Origin of the sequence: Microvirga sp. ACRRW (genome assembly GCF_022346925.1) — a bacterium.
Lineage (GTDB): Bacteria > Pseudomonadota > Alphaproteobacteria > Rhizobiales > Beijerinckiaceae > Microvirga.
Genome location: NZ_JAKRNJ010000007.1, coordinates 1 through 17,871, shown reverse-complemented (window position 1 = coordinate 17,871; position 17,871 = coordinate 1). Strand labels below are relative to the sequence as shown.

The 17,871-nt window shown below is 63.4% G+C and carries 22 protein-coding genes and 1 other RNA gene; 18 read left to right on the top strand and 5 right to left on the bottom strand.

Annotation, left to right across the window (positions count from 1 at the left end; translation table 11 throughout):
• Positions 1 to 3: 3 nt before the first annotated feature.
• Positions 4 to 372, top strand: a complete 369-nt coding sequence (locus MHY87_RS15620; RefSeq protein WP_239353357.1) for a cell division protein ZapA — start codon at positions 4 to 6, stop codon at positions 370 to 372.
• A gap of 25 nt (positions 373 to 397) precedes the next feature.
• Here the strand turns inward: MHY87_RS15620 and MHY87_RS15615 are convergent, their stop codons facing one another.
• Both MHY87_RS15615 and MHY87_RS15610 read right to left on the bottom strand, forming a co-directional pair.
• Positions 398 to 742 (bottom strand): hypothetical protein, encoded by a 345-nt coding sequence (locus MHY87_RS15615; RefSeq protein WP_239353356.1) that lies wholly within the window; start codon positions 740 to 742, stop codon positions 398 to 400.
• Positions 743 to 977: 235 nt separating this feature from the next.
• On the bottom strand, positions 978 to 1,262 hold the full coding sequence (locus MHY87_RS15610) for a hypothetical protein (RefSeq protein WP_239353355.1): 285 nt from the start codon (positions 1,260 to 1,262) through the stop codon (positions 978 to 980).
• Between the two features lie 179 nt (positions 1,263 to 1,441).
• On the opposite strand from MHY87_RS15610, the gene ssrS reads away from it, so the two are divergent.
• From ssrS to ybgC, 9 genes are all read left to right on the top strand, one after another.
• Positions 1,442 to 1,597, top strand: a non-coding RNA gene (gene ssrS / locus MHY87_RS15605) — 6S RNA.
• A 4-nt stretch (positions 1,598 to 1,601) separates the two neighbouring features.
• Positions 1,602 to 2,186, top strand: a complete 585-nt coding sequence (locus MHY87_RS15600; RefSeq protein WP_239353354.1) for a 5-formyltetrahydrofolate cyclo-ligase — start codon at positions 1,602 to 1,604, stop codon at positions 2,184 to 2,186.
• A gap of 9 nt (positions 2,187 to 2,195) precedes the next feature.
• Entirely contained in the window at positions 2,196 to 3,017 is an 822-nt protein-coding gene (locus MHY87_RS15595) for a TIGR00282 family metallophosphoesterase (protein ID WP_239353353.1), read from the top strand.
• A gap of 71 nt (positions 3,018 to 3,088) precedes the next feature.
• Positions 3,089 to 3,781, top strand: a complete 693-nt coding sequence (locus tag MHY87_RS15590) for an exopolysaccharide biosynthesis protein (protein ID WP_239353351.1) — start codon at positions 3,089 to 3,091, stop codon at positions 3,779 to 3,781.
• 129 nt (positions 3,782 to 3,910) lie between these two features.
• Positions 3,911 to 4,657: a YebC/PmpR family DNA-binding transcriptional regulator gene (locus tag MHY87_RS15585; protein WP_239353349.1), complete on the top strand. Its 747-nt coding sequence runs from the start codon at positions 3,911 to 3,913 to the stop codon at positions 4,655 to 4,657.
• A 2-nt stretch (positions 4,658 to 4,659) separates the two neighbouring features.
• Positions 4,660 to 5,163, top strand: a complete 504-nt coding sequence (ruvC, locus tag MHY87_RS15580) for a crossover junction endodeoxyribonuclease RuvC (RefSeq protein WP_239353347.1) — start codon at positions 4,660 to 4,662, stop codon at positions 5,161 to 5,163.
• A 171-nt stretch (positions 5,164 to 5,334) separates the two neighbouring features.
• Complete coding sequence (gene ruvA, locus MHY87_RS15575) at positions 5,335 to 5,952, top strand: Holliday junction branch migration protein RuvA (protein ID WP_239353345.1); 618 nt, start codon at positions 5,335 to 5,337, stop codon at positions 5,950 to 5,952.
• A gap of 95 nt (positions 5,953 to 6,047) precedes the next feature.
• A complete protein-coding gene (gene ruvB, locus MHY87_RS15570; protein ID WP_304611134.1) occupies positions 6,048 to 7,094 on the top strand; it encodes a Holliday junction branch migration DNA helicase RuvB in 1,047 nt (348 codons plus the stop codon).
• Positions 7,087 to 7,539, top strand: a complete 453-nt coding sequence (gene ybgC / locus MHY87_RS15565; RefSeq protein ID WP_239353343.1) for a tol-pal system-associated acyl-CoA thioesterase — start codon at positions 7,087 to 7,089, stop codon at positions 7,537 to 7,539. Before ruvB ends, ybgC begins: the two co-directional genes overlap by 8 nt.
• A 3-nt stretch (positions 7,540 to 7,542) precedes the next feature.
• Here the strand turns inward: ybgC and MHY87_RS15560 are convergent, their stop codons facing one another.
• Positions 7,543 to 7,911, bottom strand: coding sequence for a nuclear transport factor 2 family protein (locus tag MHY87_RS15560; protein WP_239353341.1), 369 nt, complete (start codon positions 7,909 to 7,911; stop codon positions 7,543 to 7,545).
• A 381-nt stretch (positions 7,912 to 8,292) separates the two neighbouring features.
• Between MHY87_RS15560 and tolQ the strand changes: the two genes are divergently transcribed.
• From tolQ to tolB, 4 genes are read left to right on the top strand one after another with little or no spacing between them, the layout of a single operon-like run.
• The gene (tolQ, locus tag MHY87_RS15555; protein WP_239353339.1) at positions 8,293 to 9,012 is read left to right on the top strand and encodes a protein TolQ; all 720 of its coding nucleotides are present in this window, start codon (positions 8,293 to 8,295) and stop codon (positions 9,010 to 9,012) included.
• Positions 9,013 to 9,030: 18 nt separating this feature from the next.
• Positions 9,031 to 9,471, top strand: coding sequence for a biopolymer transporter ExbD (locus MHY87_RS15550; protein ID WP_239353337.1), 441 nt, complete (start codon positions 9,031 to 9,033; stop codon positions 9,469 to 9,471).
• 38 nt (positions 9,472 to 9,509) lie between these two features.
• Complete coding sequence (gene tolA / locus MHY87_RS15545; RefSeq protein ID WP_239353541.1) at positions 9,510 to 10,616, top strand: cell envelope integrity protein TolA; 1,107 nt, start codon at positions 9,510 to 9,512, stop codon at positions 10,614 to 10,616.
• Positions 10,617 to 10,662: 46 nt separating this feature from the next.
• Complete coding sequence (gene tolB, locus MHY87_RS15540) at positions 10,663 to 11,997, top strand: Tol-Pal system beta propeller repeat protein TolB (RefSeq protein WP_239353335.1); 1,335 nt, start codon at positions 10,663 to 10,665, stop codon at positions 11,995 to 11,997.
• Positions 11,998 to 12,036: 39 nt separating this feature from the next.
• On the opposite strand, the gene MHY87_RS15535 is transcribed toward tolB, so the two are convergent.
• Both MHY87_RS15535 and MHY87_RS15530 read right to left on the bottom strand, forming a co-directional pair.
• Complete coding sequence (locus MHY87_RS15535; protein WP_239353334.1) at positions 12,037 to 12,654, bottom strand: HdeD family acid-resistance protein; 618 nt, start codon at positions 12,652 to 12,654, stop codon at positions 12,037 to 12,039.
• Positions 12,655 to 12,726: 72 nt separating this feature from the next.
• Entirely contained in the window at positions 12,727 to 14,247 is a 1,521-nt protein-coding gene (locus tag MHY87_RS15530) for a phosphatidylserine/phosphatidylglycerophosphate/cardiolipin synthase family protein (RefSeq protein WP_239353332.1), read from the bottom strand.
• Positions 14,248 to 14,470: 223 nt separating this feature from the next.
• On the opposite strand from MHY87_RS15530, the gene pal reads away from it, so the two are divergent.
• From pal to MHY87_RS15510, 4 genes are all read left to right on the top strand, one after another.
• Complete coding sequence (pal, locus tag MHY87_RS15525) at positions 14,471 to 14,962, top strand: peptidoglycan-associated lipoprotein Pal (RefSeq protein WP_239353330.1); 492 nt, start codon at positions 14,471 to 14,473, stop codon at positions 14,960 to 14,962.
• A 109-nt stretch (positions 14,963 to 15,071) separates the two neighbouring features.
• Positions 15,072 to 16,007, top strand: coding sequence for a tol-pal system protein YbgF (gene ybgF, locus MHY87_RS15520; protein ID WP_239353328.1), 936 nt, complete (start codon positions 15,072 to 15,074; stop codon positions 16,005 to 16,007).
• A gap of 27 nt (positions 16,008 to 16,034) precedes the next feature.
• On the top strand, positions 16,035 to 17,048 hold the full coding sequence (gene tilS, locus MHY87_RS15515) for a tRNA lysidine(34) synthetase TilS (RefSeq protein WP_370644954.1): 1,014 nt from the start codon (positions 16,035 to 16,037) through the stop codon (positions 17,046 to 17,048).
• Positions 17,049 to 17,201: 153 nt separating this feature from the next.
• A partial coding sequence (locus tag MHY87_RS15510; protein WP_239353324.1) for an ATP-dependent metallopeptidase FtsH/Yme1/Tma family protein occupies positions 17,202 to 17,871 on the top strand: 670 nt, incomplete at its 3' end.

The following is a 17,871-nucleotide window of genomic DNA, read 5'->3' as shown; positions in this document are numbered from 1 at the left end:
GTTATGGCGCAAGTCACGGTCACCATTGCAGGCCAGAACTACCGGATCACCTGCGCCGAAGGCGATGAGGCGCATGTGCAGCGGCTCGCGGCTGCTTACGATTCCAAGATCGACGAGATGCGGGCGGCTTTCGGCGATATCGGCGACCTGCGCCTTCACGTCATGGCAGCCATGATCCAGGCCGACGAGCTGTATGAGGCTCAAAGGCGGCTGGCGGCCATAGAGCTCGCCCAGGCGGCCCCTGTCGGGTCGCCTGGAGATGAACGCAGCCGCATGATCGAGGCGCGTCTGGCGGAGGGCGTCAACAGGGCCGCCGAGCGGATCGAGCAGCTGGCGCGCAGCCTCAATGCGCCGGGTGCGGCCGAGGGATAGGGCCGCCCCCTTTAAAGGCCCGCGATTAGCGGCGTCCTTCGGTGATGCTCGGGCAGGGCAGGTACATGCCGGAGACGACGATGCCCTTCAGCCATTCCATCTTCCGGGCACGCGTTCCGGCCCAGCGATCAACGCCGACACACCACTGAACGAGGGACGGGGCCACGCTGTATTTCGCACCGAGAAGGGCGGAAACCTGCGAAATGCCCTCGGCACATTCCACCGATTGGCAGAGGTTCTGGGTCTTGGCGACATCGATCAGCCGGTCGCGGCCCATGGAGGTCGTCCATTCCCAGAGGCCGTAGCCGAGGCCGGCGAGGATGACGATTGCGAGGAACCATTGGACGGGCTTGGGGATAAAGTTCAGCATTGTGTTTCGACTCTCGAAGTTGTTTTGCGTAACTCTGTTACGAGACAACTTTCCTTGAAGTCGAGGGGTGGTTGAGCTGATTCCACACTCTATTGAAGAGACGGTTCTGAATTCAAAAGGCGTCATCCCGGACGGAGCGAAGCGCAGATCCGGGATCGCGAGACGAGAATAGCGCCTCTTTACTAAACGCGATCCCGGATCGGCTTACGCCGTCCGGGATGACGATTGAGATGAGTTATTGAGAAAACGACAGGCGATGCTGGCGCTGCCTGAGCGTCGCCAGAAGCTCCACATAGGGCTCCCGCCTCTCCTCATAGGCAGCTCTGATCTTTCTCTTGATGTAGCTTTTCAGCTCCTGATCGGTGGCGCTCTTCTCGAGCCTGTCCAATTCCATCTCATGCTCAAAATCGATATTGCCGAGCATGTGCAGCACTTCCCGCATCATGGCGTCGATGCTGGGCGAGCCGTTATAATCTCTGGAATAAAGTTCTTTGTAATTGTTCGGTTTCAGATGGGCCATGGTTCCTCCCTCGAGCAACGGCACATCCCCCACGCGGCCGAATATAAAGGCACTCCAACGGCCAAGGCCATCCGTAATTTCCCTAAGGGCAATCTTTGCCGCACTTGGCTTCCGAAGTTCTCGAAAACCTCGTGCACTTTTCCCTTTCAACCGGCTCGCTTCCTCCCTACATAGGAAAGGCGGGGCTGCGGGGCGCGTTAGGAGTTCATATTCCCCGGGGCCTTATCGATCCCAACGGGAGCTGTCCCTGCCCGGTCCCTGGACCGGAACATATGGCGCCCACCTACTTTGTAGGTTCCCGGGATCGCTTCTCCGACGGCTTTTGTGGCTCCGCACTTCATGCATTCTTCGTCTCCTCCGGTCTTAAAAGAACAGCTTCGCCAGGAAGCGCTCGCCCGCCGCGACGGGCTCGACAAGGATTTTCGCGAGGAGGCGGCACAGGCGATCAGTGCCCAGGCCCTCGGCTTTCCCGCTCTTCGAGACGTCACCCCGGTCGGCGGCTATTGGCCCATCCGCAGCGAGGTCGATCCGCGTTCGCTGATGGAGGCTCTCCTTGAGCGCGGGCAGGACGTGGCTCTCTCCCAGATCCTCCATCCCCATTTGAGCTGGCGCCTCTGGCAGCCCGGCGACGTGCTGGTCAAAGGCGGCTTCGGCGTGCGCGAGCCCGGACCCGATGCGCCGGAGGTTTTCCCGAAATGCCTTATCGTCCCCCTCGTCGCCTTCGACCGCAGGGGAGGGCGCATCGGCTACGGCAAAGGCCATTTCGACCGGGCCATCGCGGCGCTCGAAAAACAGCATCACACCTTGACCATTGGTCTGGCTTATGCGGTTCAGGAGATCGAGCAGGTTCCGGTCGAAGAGCATGACCGCCTGCTCGATGTTATCGTCACGGAAACCGAGCTTATTCGGACCAAGCCTGTTTAAGGGACCACCATGCGTCTTCTCTTCCTCGGCGACATCGTCGGGCGGCCCGGCCGCAATGCCGTCATCGAGCGCCTGCCGGGGCTTCGCGAGCGCTGGAAGCTCGATTGCGTGGTCATCAATGGCGAGAACTCCGCCGGAGGCTTCGGCATCACCGAGGCGATCTGCGACGAGATCCTGAACGCTGGCGCGGATGCCGTCACGCTCGGCAACCATTCCTGGGACCAGCGCGAGACGCTGGTCTTCATCGAGAGGCAGCCGAGGCTCATCCGTCCCATCAATTACCCGCCCGGCACGCCGGGCCGCGGCGCGAACCTCATCGACACCCGCTCCGGCCACCGGGTCCTCGTAGTACAGGCGATGGGCCGCCTGTTCATGGATGCCCTCGACGATCCTTTCGCCGCCGTCGATCAGGCGCTGGAGGATTGCCCCCTGGGCCAGGTGGCGGATGCGATCATCGTGGACATCCATGCCGAGGCGACCAGCGAGAAGGAGGCCATGGGCCATTATCTCGACGGACGCGCGAGCCTGGTCGTCGGCACCCATACCCATGTGCCGACCTCGGACCATCGGGTTTTGTCAGGCGGCACGGCCTATATGTCGGATGCGGGCATGTGCGGCGATTACGATTCCGTGCTCGGCATGCAGAAGGAAGAGGCGATCCGCCGCTTCATCCAGAAGACTCCCGGCACCCGCCTCGAACCGGGCTTAGGCGAGGGCACGCTCTCCGGCATCGCGGTCGAGACCGACGACCGCACGGGTTTGGCCGTCCGCGTGGCGGCGGTGCGCTTGGGTCCAAACCTGGAAGAGACCTGGCCACGGTTTTGGGATTGAGCGTCTTCTCTGCCGTTTGAGACTTGGCTTGGCCCAATCGCATCCCCATCTCTGCGCGACGGAGGATAAAGGTGGACGCCAAGACAGAGCCGACCAGCGCCCGACGACGCCCTTACCGCGAGGACAGCGAATTCCATCAGGCGCATGAGCATCAGAGCGCTTCCGCCGTTCTGCGCGCCGTGATCGACGAGGCCAAGGGCGAGACGATCTCCATCGGCGAGATCATCGAGGCCTTTGGCGAGCGCGCCTTCGGTTTCGTGCTGATCCTGTTTTCCCTGCCGAATTGCGTACCGAACGTGCCCGGCATCGCGGGCATCGTGGGTACGCCCGTGCTCATCTTCGGCATTCAGATGATGCTGGGCCACAAGAGGCCCTGGCTGCCCGGCTTCATTCTGCGCCAGACTGTCTCGGTTTCGAAGTTCAAGCGCCTGATCGATGTGGCCGAGCCGAAGCTTCAGAAGTTGGAGAGCTGGTGCAAGCCGCGAATGACGCAGCTCTTCGGCCCCATCGGCGACCGGGTTGTCGGGCTCTTTGCCTTCCTGGTGGCCGTGTCGGTGCTCATTCCCTTTCCCGGCACCAATTTTCCGCCCTCCATTGCTCTCGTGATCGCTTCCATCGCGGTGATGGAGGAGGATGGCTATCTGCTGATCGTGGGCTATCTCATCGGCATCGCGGGGCTAGCCTACACAGTGACCGTGCTCGGGGCGTCCTATCACCTCATCCTGGCAACCATTCATAACCTGCCGGGCTGGCTCGGGTTTTAAGCAGGGGCTTTGATGGGAGGGGGGCTTGGCCTGAAGCCCTTCGCCGCCTTATAAGCCCTTCATCGTCAACATTCATGCGCCTGACGAGCGCCCGGAAGGGCCGCTCTCGGCCGTTTCCCGGAGGCCCCGATGGCCGGACATTCACAGTTCAAGAACATCATGCACCGCAAGGGCAAGGCGGATGCCGTACGCTCCAAGGTGTTCTCCAAGCTCGCCCGCGAAATCACCGTGGCGGCCAAGATGGGCATGCCCGACCCGAACATGAACCCGCGCCTGCGCGCCGCGATCCTCGCCGCCCGCGCCGAGAACATGCCCAAGGACAACATCCAGCGCGCCATCAACAAGGCGGCGGGCAACGACGGCGAGAACTACGACGAGATCCGCTACGAAGGTTACGGCCCCGGTGGCGCCGCCATCATCGTCGAGGCGATGACCGACAACCGCAACCGCACGGCCTCGGACATCCGCTCCTACTTCACCAAGAGCGGCGGCAACCTCGCTGAGACCGGCGCGGTGTCCTTCATGTTCGACCGCGTGGGCTATGTGGAATTCGGCGCGGACGTGACGGACGCTGACACGATGCTCGAAGCCGCCATCGAGGCCGGCGCCGAGGATGTGGTCTCCACGGAGAACGGCCATGAAATCTATTGCGAGCAGACCTCTCTCAACGAGGTGACGAAGGCACTTGAGGACAAGTTCGGCGAGCCGAAAGCCTCGAAGCTCGTGTGGAAGCCGCAGACCCCCGTCGCCGTCGATGACGAGACCGGCGAGAAGCTCATGAAGCTCATGGAGTCGCTGGAAGAGCACGACGACGTGCAGAACGTCTACGGCAACTTCGAGCTGTCCGACGCCCTCATGCAGAAGATGGCGGGCTGAATGTGAGCGAGCGCGTCCGCATCCTCGGCCTCGACCCCGGCCTGCGCAACACGGGCTGGGGCGTCATCACCGTCGAGGGGACGAAGCTCTCTTTCGTGGCCTGCGGTGTCGTGACATCGGACGGCGATCTCGAATTGGCGCTTCGCCTCAAGCAGCTCCATGACCGCATCACGGATGTCATCCGCACTTGGACGCCCGACGAGGTCTCTGTGGAAGAAACCTTCGTCAACAAGGACGCGCAGGCAACCCTCAAGCTCGGACAGGCCCGCGCCATGTCCCTGCTGGTGCCCGCGCTCCACAACCTGCCAGTCGCCGAATACGGCGCCAACCAGGTGAAGAAGACCGTGGTGGGCGCAGGACACGCCGACAAGGAGCAGGTCCAGGCCATGGTGAAGATCCTTTTGCCCAAGGCCGACTTCAAGAAGGCCGATGCTGCCGACGCGCTCGCCATCGCCATCGCCCATGCGCATCACCGCAAGGCGCGGGCTTTGGCGGCGAGCCTTTAAGCCCATCTGAAAAAGCGTCATCCCGGACGAAGCAAAGCGAAGATCCGGGATTGCTATGAGAACAAAGCGCGACCAAAGACTTCCCTTCTGGGGGAAACAGTGTTTTATCCTGCACACGATCCCGGGTTCTGCTCCGCAGCCCCGGGATGACCACCAGGGGGATGGACTGACGTGATCGGCAAACTCAAAGGCGTGGTGGATTCCTACGGCGAGGATTTCGTGATCCTCGACGTGCACGGGGTAGGTTATGTGGTCCATTGCTCCTCTCGCACGCTGCAGAATCTGCCGCCTACCGGCGAGGCCGCGGTGCTGTCCATCGAGACCCATGTGCGCGAGGACATGATCCGCCTGTTCGGCTTCAAGTCCGACGCGGAGCGCGAATGGTTCCGCCTGCTGCAATCCGTGCAGGGCGTAGGTTCCAAGGTGGCGCTCGGCATCCTCTCGGTGCTCGATCCCGGCAGCGTCGCGACCGCCATCGCCACCGGCGACAAGGCCTCGGTCGGCCGCGCCCCCGGCGTCGGCCCGAAGCTCGCGCAACGCATCGTCTCAGAACTTAAGGACAAGGCACCGGCTTTCGCCGCCGTCGACCCGGCGCTCATCCGCCTGTCGGATGCCATCGACGACAGGAGCGCGCCCGCACCTGTGGCCGACGCCATCTCGGCGCTGGTCAATCTCGGCTACCCGCAGGTCCAGGCCTCCGCAGCGGTCGCCGCCGCCATGAAACAGGCGGGCGAGGAAGCTGAGGCGAAGACGCTGATCCGGTTGGGATTGAGGGAACTGGCGCGGTAAGGACCGCGACCCATCGACGTTCCTGTTTTGATCCTGTTAAGAATGGCGTATTAGTGTCCCTTCGCCTATATGAAGCCTTTGGAAGGTAAGCCTCTTTGACCGATTCCCGCCGCCTGCTCAGCGCCGAAAAGCGCGAGGACGATGTCGATGCGTCGATCCGGCCGTTGTCGCTCGGCGACTTCACGGGCCAGGCCGCCGCGCGCGCCAATCTCCAGGTCTTCATCAATGCCGCCAAGGCGCGGGGCGATGCGCTCGACCACGTGCTCTTCGTCGGCCCGCCCGGCCTCGGCAAGACCACGCTGGCGCAGATCGTGGCGCGCGAGCTCGGCGTGAACTTCCGCTCCACCTCCGGCCCCGTGATCGCCAAGGCGGGCGACCTTGCGGCGCAGCTTACCAACCTCGAAGAGCGCGACGTGCTCTTCATCGACGAGATCCACCGCCTCAATCCTGCCGTGGAGGAAATCCTCTATCCCGCCATGGAGGATTACCAGCTCGACCTCATCATCGGCGAAGGCCCCGCCGCGCGCTCGGTGAAGATCGAGCTGCCGAAATTCACCCTCGTGGGTGCCACCACCCGCGCGGGCCTTCTCACGACGCCGCTGCGCGACCGCTTCGGCATTCCGATCCGTCTCGAATTCTACACCGTGGATGAACTCGAACTCATCGTGCGCCGTGGCGCACGCGTGATGGGCTTGAATATGAGCGAGGAAGGCGCGAACGAAATCGCCCGCCGCGCGCGCGGAACGCCGCGTATCGCGGGCCGCCTGCTGCGCCGCGTGCGCGACTTCGCCATCGTCGAGAATGCGGAGACCGTCACGCGCGAACTCGCAGACCGTTCGCTGCGCCTGCTCGATGTCGACCCCATCGGTCTCGACCTGATGGATCGCAAATACCTTACCATGATCGCCAATTCCTTCGGCGGCGGACCGGTCGGCATCGAGACCATCGCGGCAGCACTCTCCGAGCCGCGCGACGCCATCGAGGATATCATCGAGCCCTATCTCATCCAGAAAGGCTTCGTGCAGCGCACCCCACGCGGCCGCATCCTCACCCCGCACGCCTTCAAGCATCTCGGCATGCCGGAACCGACGCGCGAGACGACGGCACAGTTTGGGCTGTTCAACGGGGATGAGGATGCGTGAGGTAGAACAATCCTGGCCCCATCTCTCAGGTATCATGCACGACGGCGCGCATCATCTGCCCGTGCGCGTTTACTACGAAGACACGGATTTTTCCGCGCGCGTCTATCACGCGAGCTATCTGCGCTTTCTGGAGCGCGGACGCACGGAAATCTTGCGTGCGGTGGAAGTTGCGCAATCGGATCTTCATGCCGAGATGGGCGGCCTTGCCTTCGTCGTGCGCAAGATGACGATTGATTTCCTGGGTGCCGCCGTGATGGACGATGTGCTCACCATCGTCACGCGTTCCAAGGAAATGCGCGGCGCGTCGATGACCCTGGAGCAGGAGGTGCGTCGCGGTGACGAGGTGCTCGTGCGCGCCGACGTCATGGTGGCCGCCGTGCGCGACGGGCGGGCCGTGCGCATTCCCGACAATCTTCGCGCTGCGCTCTCGGGCGGTGAGGAATAAACCTCACGCCGCCTTGTCGAGAACCGGCGCTCCCATCTTGAACCAGGCCTTGCGGATCAGCCCATCCTCGACCTCGTAGATCGCGATTACCTCGACTGTCCCTGAGCCTTCCGGAAAGGTCCGGGTCACGACCTCCTGGTCCACGACCATGGTGCCGACGGCCATCCGGGAGATGAGCTTGCCGTGGAGGTTCGGCTCCTGGAAGCGGGCGATATGACGTTCGCGGATCGACTGAGCGCCTTCTGCCAGCAGAGTGTCGGGGAAGGCGAAAACCTGCGCATCTTCTGCCCAGCACGCCATGAAGGCGTCGATATCGCGGGCGTTATAGGCGTCAAGCTGACGCTCGACGACCTTGGAGGAGTTCTGGTTCATCGGCATCGTCATTCCGGGTCGGGGTGTCCGGACACGCCGGGCAGGGTTGCAGGCTTAGCAGGGCTCAAATCCCCCTCAAGCCGAGTTCGGGCGGGAATTCGGTTGGATTTTAGGGCCCGTTCCGCGCTTCCGGCAACCGTGACCATAGGGCAGGTTCCCCCTTTATTTCCGGGCTTCATGCCACTCTTAAACCAAGCCTTAACCTTACCCTGTGCCTAAAAGACAACGATCTGGACATCATGGGCTGCCTGGGGCGTCGCGCCCTTACTTTCGACAGATTCGCGCGCGAACGAGCAGGGTAACAGAACAAGATTTTCCTAGACCGTGTTGCGGGGGCCTTGAGCTCCTCTCAAGGCTGCTCGAAGAGCGAGGACGAAACTTATGAATCCGGCTGATGTAGCCCAGGCCGCTCCTGTGGTGCACGACATGTCCTTCATCGGCCTGTTCTGGCAGGCCCACTTCCTGGTCAAGCTCGTGATGATGGGCCTGCTCGCGGCCTCCGTGTGGTGCTGGGCGATCATCATCGACAAGACCCTGCTCTACGCGCGCACCAAGCGGGCCATGGATCGTTTCGAGGACGTGTTCTGGTCCGGCCAGTCCCTGGAGGAGCTGTTCCGCTCCCTCCAGAGCCGCCCGGCCACCGGCTTGGCGGCCGTGTTCGTCGCTGCCATGCGCGAGTGGAAGCGCTCCTTCGAGGGCTCGGGCCGCTCGTTCCAGAGCCTGTCCCAGCGCATCGACAAGGTTCTCGACGTCACCATCCAGCGCGAGGTGGAGCGTCTCGATTCCCGCCTGATGATTCTCGCCTCCATAGGCTCGGCCGGTCCTTACATCGGCCTTTTTGGCACGGTGGTCGGCATCATGAACTCGTTCACCTCGATCGCGGCGTCCAAGAACACGAGCCTTGCGGTCGTGGCTCCCGGTATCGCGGAGGCCCTATTCGCCACCGCCATCGGCCTCTTCGCCGCTATCCCGGCCGTGCTTGCCTACAACAAGCTCCAGGCCGAGGTCGGCAAGATGCAATCGCGGCTTGAAGGTTTCGCGGACGAGTTCTCCGCCATCCTGTCGCGTCAGATCGACGAGCGCATCTCGCGCGCGGCTTGAGATAAGGATCTTTAAGCCATGGCCATGGTTGCAGCAGGAAACGGAGGCGGGCGTCGTCGCAGACGCGGGAAGCGCGGCGGCGCGATCAACGAGATCAACATGACGCCGTTCATCGACGTCATGCTGGTGTTGCTCATCATCTTCATGGTGGCGGCACCGATGATGACCGCAGGCGTTCCGCTCGATCTGCCGCAGACGAAGGCAGCACCTCTGAACTCGGATGCCAAGCCCGTCACGCTCTCCATCAAGGCGACGGGACAGGTTTTCCTCGGCGAGACCGAGCTGACCGATGACGCCATCGTCGGCAAGCTCGCCGAAGTGTCGAAGTCGGGCTTCGACGAGCGCGTCTTCGTGCGAGGCGACAAGAAGGTAGATTACGGGCGCGTCGCCCAGATCATGAGCATCGTGACGACCGCAGGCTACAAGCGCGTCGCGCTCGTGACCGAGGTGGCGCAGTAAGACGTTCGATTGGTGGTAAGGGGCAAGAAAACGTGGCGTTGAAGCTGAAATTCAACCCATCCGAACCGGGCTTCTGGGTCTCCGGCGTCACGCATGTGACGTTGCTGGCGGCTGCCCTGATCGGCTTGCCTTTCGCCGCCGAATTCCCCGACGCGCAGGAAGGCATCCCCGTCGAGGTCATCACCGACAATCAGTTCTCGCAGATCACCAAGGGCGAGACGGATGCCAAGAGCGTTCAGCCGACGCCGAAGCCGCGCGCCGACCGCGTCGCCGACAAGGTCGAGCAGAACGCGCCTGGCGAAGACAAGACCAACGCGCCGGCTCCTCCGAAGCGTCCCGACGACATGAAGGTTGCCGAGCAGGAAGCCGCCGCTGCTGCCGCGGCTGCCGCCGCCAAGGCCGCGGCGCAGAAAGCTGCGGAAGCCAAGGCGGAAGAAGAGAAGAAAGCGGCCGAGAAGGCTGAGGCCGAAGCCATCGAGAACGCAAAGATCGAGCAGGCAAAGGCCGAAGCGGAGGCGAAAGCCAAAGCTGAAGCGAAGGCAAAGGCGGACGCCGAGGCCAAGCGCGTCGCGGAAGCGAAGGCCAAGGAGAAGGCCGAGGCCGAAGCAAAGGCGAAAGCCGAAGCAGAAGCCAAGAAGGTTGCTGACGCGAAGGCCAAGGAAGAAGCCGAGGCGAAAGCGCGCAAGGAAGCTCAGGTCGCGAAGAAGCTCGACATGGGCGACCTGAAGCAGTTCCTCGACAACAAGGACAAGAGCCGGTCGACTGGTTCCACTGGCGCGGAAGTGAACAAGCAGGCCTCGCTCGGCACGCAGACCGGCACGGCTCCGAAGCTCAATCCGAGCATGCGGGATGCTCTTGGAGGGCTCTTAAAGGAGCAAATGGAACGTTGCTATCAGCCGCCCATCGGCGCTGCAGGCGGAACGGTCATGCTCCCGGTTTTGGACGTGCGCTTCAATCAGGACGGCAGTCTTGCCACAGAGCCCAAGATTCTTCGCTCTGGTCCTAATCAGATCGACAGGAGCACCGCTGAAGCTGCTTTGCGTGCCGTGCGACGCTGCGCCCCTTACAATATCCCGGCGAAGTTCGCGCCGTACTACAATGAGTGGAAGCTCTGGAATATCGAATTCGATACCAACCAGATCTGAGTCCCTCGCTTCGATGACACCTCATGACCACGCAATGGATATGAACATGCCTCTTCGGTCGTCTTTGCTCAACGCTGTGCTCGCAGCATTCTGTTTCATTGGCGCTTTCGTCGTGGCGGCACCTGAAGCTTCCGCGCAATTATCTCTTCGTATTGGCCCGGGTGGGCAGTTCCAGCCCATGCCGATTGCCGTCGCCGATTTCTCGGGCGAGGGTGATCTCGGCCAGCGCGTGTCCGGCATTATCGCCAACAATCTCCAGCGTTCCGGCTATTTCGCGCCGCTCGACAGGTCGCGTTTCCCGGAGCGTCCGTCCTTCGATGCAGCGCCGCGTTTCGATGCATGGAAGATGGCGGGCGCGCAGGCGCTCGTGACAGGCCGCGTGTCGCGCGATCCCTCGGGACGCCTTCGCGCAGAGTTCCGCCTTTGGGACATCGATTCCGGCCAGCAGCTCACGGGCCAGCAATACGTGACGGACGCCAATTTCTGGCGCCGCGTCGGCCACATCATCTCCGATGCGGTCTATACGAAGATCACCGGTGTCGGCGGCTTCTTCGATACGCGCATCGTGTTCGTCGAAGAGTCGGGCCCCAAGGAGAACCGCCGCAAGCGTCTCGCCATCATGGATCAGGACGGCGCCAATGTGCGCTATCTGACGCAAGGCGAAAACCTCGTCGTCACGCCGCGATACTCGCCGGTGACGCAGGAGATCACCTACATGTCGCAGACGGAAGGCCAGCAGCCGCGCGTGCAGGTGATCAATCTCGAAACCGGCGCCCGGCAGATCGTCGGCAACTTCCCCGACATGACGTCGTCGCCGCGCTTCGCGCCCGACGGACAGCGCATCGTCATGAGCCTGCAGCAGGGCGGTAACGCCAATATCTACCTGATGAATCTCGGCTCGCAGGCCACCACGCGCCTCACCTCGACGGGCGCCATCGACACCTCGCCATCGTTCTCGCCGGACGGTTCGCAGATCGTGTTCGAGAGCGATCGCGGCGGCAAGCAGCAAATCTATGCGATGAATGCCGACGGCTCCAACCAGCGCCGCATCTCGTTCGGCGACGGCTCTTATTCGCAGCCGGCCTGGTCGCCGCGCGGCGATTACATCGCCTTCACCAAGCAGCATTCCGGCGGCTTCGCCATCGGCATCATGAAGCCGGACGGATCGGGCGAACGCATCCTGACGGAAGGCTTCCACAATGAGAGCCCAGTTTGGGCGCCGAACGGCCAGTACATCCTGTTCTTCCGTGACCCGGGCGGTCAGTCCGGCGGCAAGCTCTACATGGTCGACGTCACCGGCCGCGTGGAGCAGCCCGTGCCGACGCCGTCCTTCGCGTCGGACCCGACCTGGTCTCCGCTGCTCAGTGAGACGCGACAGTAAGAGAAACGAAGGGGCGCTCAATCGGCGCCCCTTTTTCATTCACGCATGCAGCGCAGCGTTATCGATGAGCGCGTCCTTCCGGCTGCGCAGCTTGAGTGCGAACGCAATGAGCGCGATGCCGAAGACCATTGCATAGGCGCCGAGCCACCAGGTCAGTACCACGGCGCCGATGAGAGGCGCGATCAGAAGCGCCACACCGAACAACACCGAGATGAGGCCGCTGAAAACCAGCCAGCCGCGTCCGAAAGCCGGGTTCAACTTGAAGGCGGCGGCAACAGTCAAGATGCCGGTGACCAGGGACCAGACGGCAAGCAGCGTGACGAAGAACAGCACCGTCAATCCCGGCATCATGAAGGCGACGACACCGGCAAGGATGTTGAGGATGCCGCCTAGGATCAACAGGCCCCAACGCTCCTGGCGCGAAGCGGCACGGATGCCCGAGATGATGCCGAACACGCCGTCGACCAGCATGTAGGCCGAGAAGAACAAGACGAGGGACAGGATCGTCGCGCCCGGCAAGAAAAAGGCGATCAGCGCGAAGATCACGGCGAACACGCCGCGAAGCGCCATGGCCCACCAGTTGCGCGCAAGAAGCGCACTCATGGATTCGGCGCGATAGAACGGATCATAAGAAGGGTTGGAGGTTCCGGCAGTCATCGTCGTCTCCTTCGATCAGCCCCTTCGCGGAGAAGCATCCTCCCAATGCCGGAGCTTGGCAACCGGTTTCCTTTATTTTCCAGCGGGGGTTTCTGCCCGAATTTTGCTCAAGCGGCGACGGATCGCCATCTTGCGGCGTCTGAGGCGCATGCGTCGCTTGATGCGGAAAGCGCGGATGAGAAGGGCCAGCGCAAACCAGACGAGCCCGATCACGACCGGCGTAACGACGATGGCGGGAACCACGATGGTGAGCACCGCAAGCGCTAGCAGCGCGAAGCCGATGATGGCGATGCTGCTGGTCTCGGTCGCTGTCAGCGAGCGCGATCCCATGGCCTTGCCGATGCTGTTCGACAAGGCGAGCGCGCCGGCGGCAAGCCTGCGCACGCCACCGCGCTTCAGGCGCTGGCCGCGCTTGGAGCGCATCTTCTTCGCGCGCCTGCGGCGGGCCTGCCAGCCGGGCACGATCTCGGTGGCGTTGGCGAGATCCTCCAGGTACATCGCCTCCATGGCCTCGGCGAAAGCCGTATCCTCGACAATGACGTCGAGCTCCCAGTTGGTGGCCCAGCTCGCGAAGTTGAGATTGGTGGAGCCCACGCGCGCCCAGCGCCCGTCCACCACGGCGGTCTTAGCGTGCAGCATCGAGCCGTTCCACTCATACACGCGAATGCCCGCTTCAATGAGGGAGCGGTAGCCCGCGCGCACGATGGGCTGCAAGGCTGGAACGTCGCTCGTGCCCGGCACGAGCAGGCGCACGTCCACGCCATCGCGCGCAGCTTCGCCCAATGCCTGCACATAGGATGTGGTGGCGACGAAATAGGCGTCCGTGAGCCACAGGTTTCGCTGCGCGGTCGCGGCGATGAACTGGTCGACCCGGTAGGTGCGGAACATGCCGGGCTCGCCGCTGATGAGACGCGCGGCGGTGCTGCCCGCATGCGGAATCGCCTCGGCCTGGGCAAGCTCCGATTTCGGGATCGGCCGCATCCCTGCGATCACCCAGCTATCCGCGAAAGCTGCATCGAGGTCGCCCACCATCGGGCCTTCCACCGCGATGCCTGTGTCGCGCCAGGGTTCTCTTTCCTTATCGCCTTCCTTGCCGCCCTCCCAGCTGTCGGAGATGCAAAGGCCTGAGACGAAGCCGATACGACCGTCCACAGTGATCAGCTTGCGGTGGTTGCGGCGGATCCAGAACGGGTCGATCAGACGCGGCGGGTTGAACACCCGCGTTTCCACCCCCGCATCGCGCAGGCGGCGCCAGAAGGCGGGCAGGGCGCGAAAGGACGAGCCCAGCCAATCGTAGAGCACGCGCACCTTCACGCCTGCGCGCGCACGCTCCATGAGCGCCTCCGCGAACATTCGGCCGGTATCGTCATTGGCGATGATGAAGTTCTCGAAATGGATCACGTCCTGGGCGGACCGGATTGCCTCGAGCCAGGCCGGGTAGTTTTCCTTGGCGTCCTTGAGAAGCCGGATGGCGTTGCCCTGGCGCAGGTCGCTGTCGGCGATGCGCGAGAAGGCCCGTTCCATCCGGAGCTCGTCCAAGGCCGCGCGATAGGGTTGAGCCGACAGGCCGGGCTGGTTCTTGATGAGATTCATGACCTCTCAACGCTCAAGACGGGGATTCGACGCATGATTGGGGCGAACAAGAGGCGAAACCCTTCTTCACAACCTGTTAACCTTAAGCGCAACTTCCACAACTTGGCCATAATTGACCTTAATTCCGGCAGTCCCTCAGAAGGTTGACGGAACCCTCCTTTAACCATCCGCCCGATATAACGCACACAACGTTCGGCAAACGTATGTGTAAGGAGTAATGCCAATGATGTCGCTGCGCGCCGTCAAATTCGCTGCTGCCATGGTTCTCGCCCTCGGAGCCGCAGCCTGTTCTTCCAATAAAGACGGCATGGCCGACGGTTTCGGCGCCGGCGGCGCCGCTACCCCCGGCAGCGCCCAGGACTTCGTCGTGAATGTCGGCGACCGCGTGTTCTTCGAGACCGATTCGACCGATCTCACCCCCACGGCGGTGGCCACCCTCGACAAGCAGGCCCAATGGCTGCAGCGCTATCCGAACTACACCTTCATCCTCGAAGGCCATGCGGACGAGCGCGGCACCCGCGAGTACAACTTCTCGCTTTCGGCCCGCCGCGCCCAGACCGCGCGTGACTACCTGATCTCGCGCGGCATTCCGGCCAACCGCTTCCGCGTGGTCTCCTACGGCAAGGAGCGCCCGGTGGCCGTCTGCAACGACATCTCGTGCTGGTCGCAGAACCGCCGCGCGGTCACCGTCCTCGGTGGCGGAGCCGGCGCGTAAATCTGCAAACCACTGAAATGTGAAACTCAGAAGCGCCGCCACATTATCGCCGTGGCGGCGCTTTTGTGTTATCGGCACGGTCGCTCAACGACCTTTAACGGTATCCAGCATGTTTCGACGTTTCTTAAGCTTTTTCGCCCTAAGCCTTGCTCTGGCACTCCCTGCCGCCGCGCAGGATGCGGCCGACGCCATCGTGCGTCTCAACCGCCTCGAGAACCAGATGCGGCAGATGTCCGGCCAGCTCGAGCAGCTCCAGTTCGAGAACCGCCAGCTGAAGGACCAGCTCCGCAAGTTCCAGGAGGACGTGGAGTTCCGCTTCCAGGAAAGCTCGGGCCGTGGCGGCTCGAAGCCCTCGGCCACGCCTGCTCCGCGCCCGGCGCAGCCGCAGGCCCAGCCTCAGACGGCACCGCAGCGCCGCAGCGACGTGTACGATCCCTCTCAGGATCCGTCAGCCCCGGGCGCCCCGCGCCCGCTGGGCTCCACGCCCGCTTCGCCGCCTCTGGCGCAAGCGGAGCAGGGGGGCGAGCAGTTCGGTGGCATTGGCGAGCTGATTGAGGAAGACGGGGAGCCTGCTCCTGGCGCTGTCGGCAACGGCATGGCCATGCCGCAGGGCGCGATTCAACCTCGCCCCGGCCCAAGCGTGGCTGCGACGAGCGTCGGCAATCCCAAGGCCGATTTCGATACGGCCTATGCCTCCTTCACGCAGAAGGATTACGATGGGGCCGAGATGGGCTTCCGCCGTTTCCTGCAATCCAATCCGCGCGACCGACTGGTGGCCGAGGCCACGTTCTGGCTCGGCGAAACCTATCTTCAGCGCGGTCGCCATCGGGAGGCCGCCGAGCAGTTCCTGAACGTTTCCGCCGAGCATCCCGATGCCGCCAAGGCTCCCGATGCGATGCTGCGTCTTGGCATCTCCCTCAACAACATGGGCGCCCGCGACCGGGCCTGCGCCGTCTTCGGCGAGCTGGACCGCAAGTATCCGCAAGCCTCCGCCAATGTGCGCCAGGCATCCGAGCGCGAGCAGAAGCGCAACAAATGCACCTGACGAGGCTGACAGCCGAGCACGCGAACAGTGTCCGCTCCTTCGCCTGACGATCCGATCCGGAGCGATGATCCGGAGCCTCACTTTTCCAGTTTGAGCCATGCCACGGGCATTCTGGCCGCCGTCTCCGGCGGGCCGGATTCCATGGCCATGATGCATCTTCTCGCCCGCTGGGCGCCTGCGCATCGCCCTCCCATTCTCGTCGCTACCGTCGATCATGGCCTTCGCCCCGAAGCGGCTGAAGAGGCTGCTTTCGTCGCCCAGGAGGCGAGCGCTTTAGGTCTTCCCCACCGCACCCTCGTCTGGACGGGCGACAAGCCGCAAACGGGCCTGCAGGAGGCCGCGAGGGAGGCGCGCTATCGCCTTCTCGGGCAACTGGCACGCGAGATTGGAGCCTCCCATCTCGTCACCGCCCATACGCAGGACGATCAGGCCGAGACGATCCTGATGCGCCTTGCCAAGGGATCGGGCCTCAAGGGTCTGGCCGGCATGCGCCGGGAGCGGCACCGGGAGGGCCTTGTCCATGTCAGGCCGCTCCTCGATTGGCCGAAGGCGGCGCTTCTCGATCTGTGCTGGCGCAATGGATGGGGCTTCGTCACCGACCCGTCCAATGCGGACGAGCGCTTCGCCCGGGTGCGATGGCGCGGACTGATGCCTCTTCTTGAGAAGGAGGGGCTCACCGCCGAGCGCCTGGCGCGCCTCGCCGAGCGGGCCGCCCAGGTCGAGGAGGCGCTGGAGATCAAGGCCCGCCGGGCTCTGGAAGCTTCACATCCCGAGGCTGGGGAGGGGACATTCGCCTTCCAGGCCGCCTGCCTCGTGGAAGAGCCCTTCGAGATCGCCTTACGCATTCTGCAGCAGGCCCTGGACCGTACTGGCTTCGAGAGCACCCGCCTGGAGCGGCTCGAAGCCTGCCTGGAGCGCCTGAGGGAGGCCATCGGGGCAGGTGAGCCCTTGCGGCTGACGATCGCGGCAGCTCTTCTCCATCTCGACCGGGCAGGCCGTCTGGAGCTCGGTCCGGAACCGCCGCGCTCACGGGGCCGTTAGCCAATTCTCTTAGCCAAGACCTTGGGATGATGCCCCATACGCGCCGCATTCCCTTGGCAAGGGAGAATGGTGTGCCTACATTGAGTTTAGCCGTGCGGGGAGATTTCTTGCCTTTCCCGTGCTTCATCTCCCTCTGGGGCAGAACCTGATCCGATGAATTCAAATTTCCGCAACTTCGCCTTGTGGGTTGTCATTTTCCTGCTGGTGCTGGCGCTCGTCACTCTCTTCCAGAGCCCGGGTCAACGGGGCGGCGGCAGCGACATCGCCTACAGCCAGCTTTTGAGCGACGCCGATGCCGGCCGCATCACGAGCGTGATTATCTCTGGGCCGGAGATCAGCGGCACCTATACCGACGGCCGAAACTTCTCGTCCTATGCGCCCAACGACCCCAACCTGGTCGCGAAGCTGCAGCAGAAGGGCGTGCAGATCACGGCCCGTCCGCAATCGGATTCGACCCCCTGGTTCATCGCCGTCCTCATGAACATCCTGCCCATCGCGCTCTTCATCGGCGCCTGGGTGTTCCTGTCGCGGCAGATGCAGAATGGCGCAGGCCGCGCCATGGGGTTCGGCAAGTCGAAGGCGAAGCTCCTCACCGAGGCCCATGGCCGCGTCACGTTTGACGATGTTGCGGGGATTGACGAGGCGAAGGAGGATTTGCAGGAGGTGGTGGAGTTTCTGCGCGATCCGCAGAAGTTCCAGCGTCTCGGCGGGCGCATCCCGCGCGGCGTGCTGCTCGTCGGCCCGCCCGGCACCGGCAAGACACTCACCGCCCGCGCGGTCGCGGGCGAGGCCAACGTGCCCTTCTTCACCATCTCCGGCTCCG

Coding starts and splice junctions, on each gene's coding strand:
- MHY87_RS15620 (WP_239353357.1), top strand. CDS start 4: ATGGCGCAAGTCACGGTCACCATTGCAGGCCAGAACTACCGGATCACC.
- MHY87_RS15615 (WP_239353356.1), bottom strand. CDS start 742: ATGCTGAACTTTATCCCCAAGCCCGTCCAATGGTTCCTCGCAATCGTC.
- MHY87_RS15610 (WP_239353355.1), bottom strand. CDS start 1,262: ATGGCCCATCTGAAACCGAACAATTACAAAGAACTTTATTCCAGAGAT.
- MHY87_RS15600 (WP_239353354.1), top strand. CDS start 1,602: ATGCATTCTTCGTCTCCTCCGGTCTTAAAAGAACAGCTTCGCCAGGAA.
- MHY87_RS15595 (WP_239353353.1), top strand. CDS start 2,196: ATGCGTCTTCTCTTCCTCGGCGACATCGTCGGGCGGCCCGGCCGCAAT.
- MHY87_RS15585 (WP_239353349.1), top strand. CDS start 3,911: ATGGCCGGACATTCACAGTTCAAGAACATCATGCACCGCAAGGGCAAG.
- ybgC (WP_239353343.1), top strand. CDS start 7,087: ATGCGTGAGGTAGAACAATCCTGGCCCCATCTCTCAGGTATCATGCAC.
- MHY87_RS15560 (WP_239353341.1), bottom strand. CDS start 7,911: ATGAACCAGAACTCCTCCAAGGTCGTCGAGCGTCAGCTTGACGCCTAT.
- tolQ (WP_239353339.1), top strand. CDS start 8,293: ATGAATCCGGCTGATGTAGCCCAGGCCGCTCCTGTGGTGCACGACATG.
- MHY87_RS15550 (WP_239353337.1), top strand. CDS start 9,031: ATGGCCATGGTTGCAGCAGGAAACGGAGGCGGGCGTCGTCGCAGACGC.
- tolB (WP_239353335.1), top strand. CDS start 10,663: ATGCCTCTTCGGTCGTCTTTGCTCAACGCTGTGCTCGCAGCATTCTGT.
- MHY87_RS15535 (WP_239353334.1), bottom strand. CDS start 12,654: ATGACTGCCGGAACCTCCAACCCTTCTTATGATCCGTTCTATCGCGCC.
- MHY87_RS15530 (WP_239353332.1), bottom strand. CDS start 14,247: ATGAATCTCATCAAGAACCAGCCCGGCCTGTCGGCTCAACCCTATCGC.
- pal (WP_239353330.1), top strand. CDS start 14,471: ATGATGTCGCTGCGCGCCGTCAAATTCGCTGCTGCCATGGTTCTCGCC.
- ybgF (WP_239353328.1), top strand. CDS start 15,072: ATGTTTCGACGTTTCTTAAGCTTTTTCGCCCTAAGCCTTGCTCTGGCA.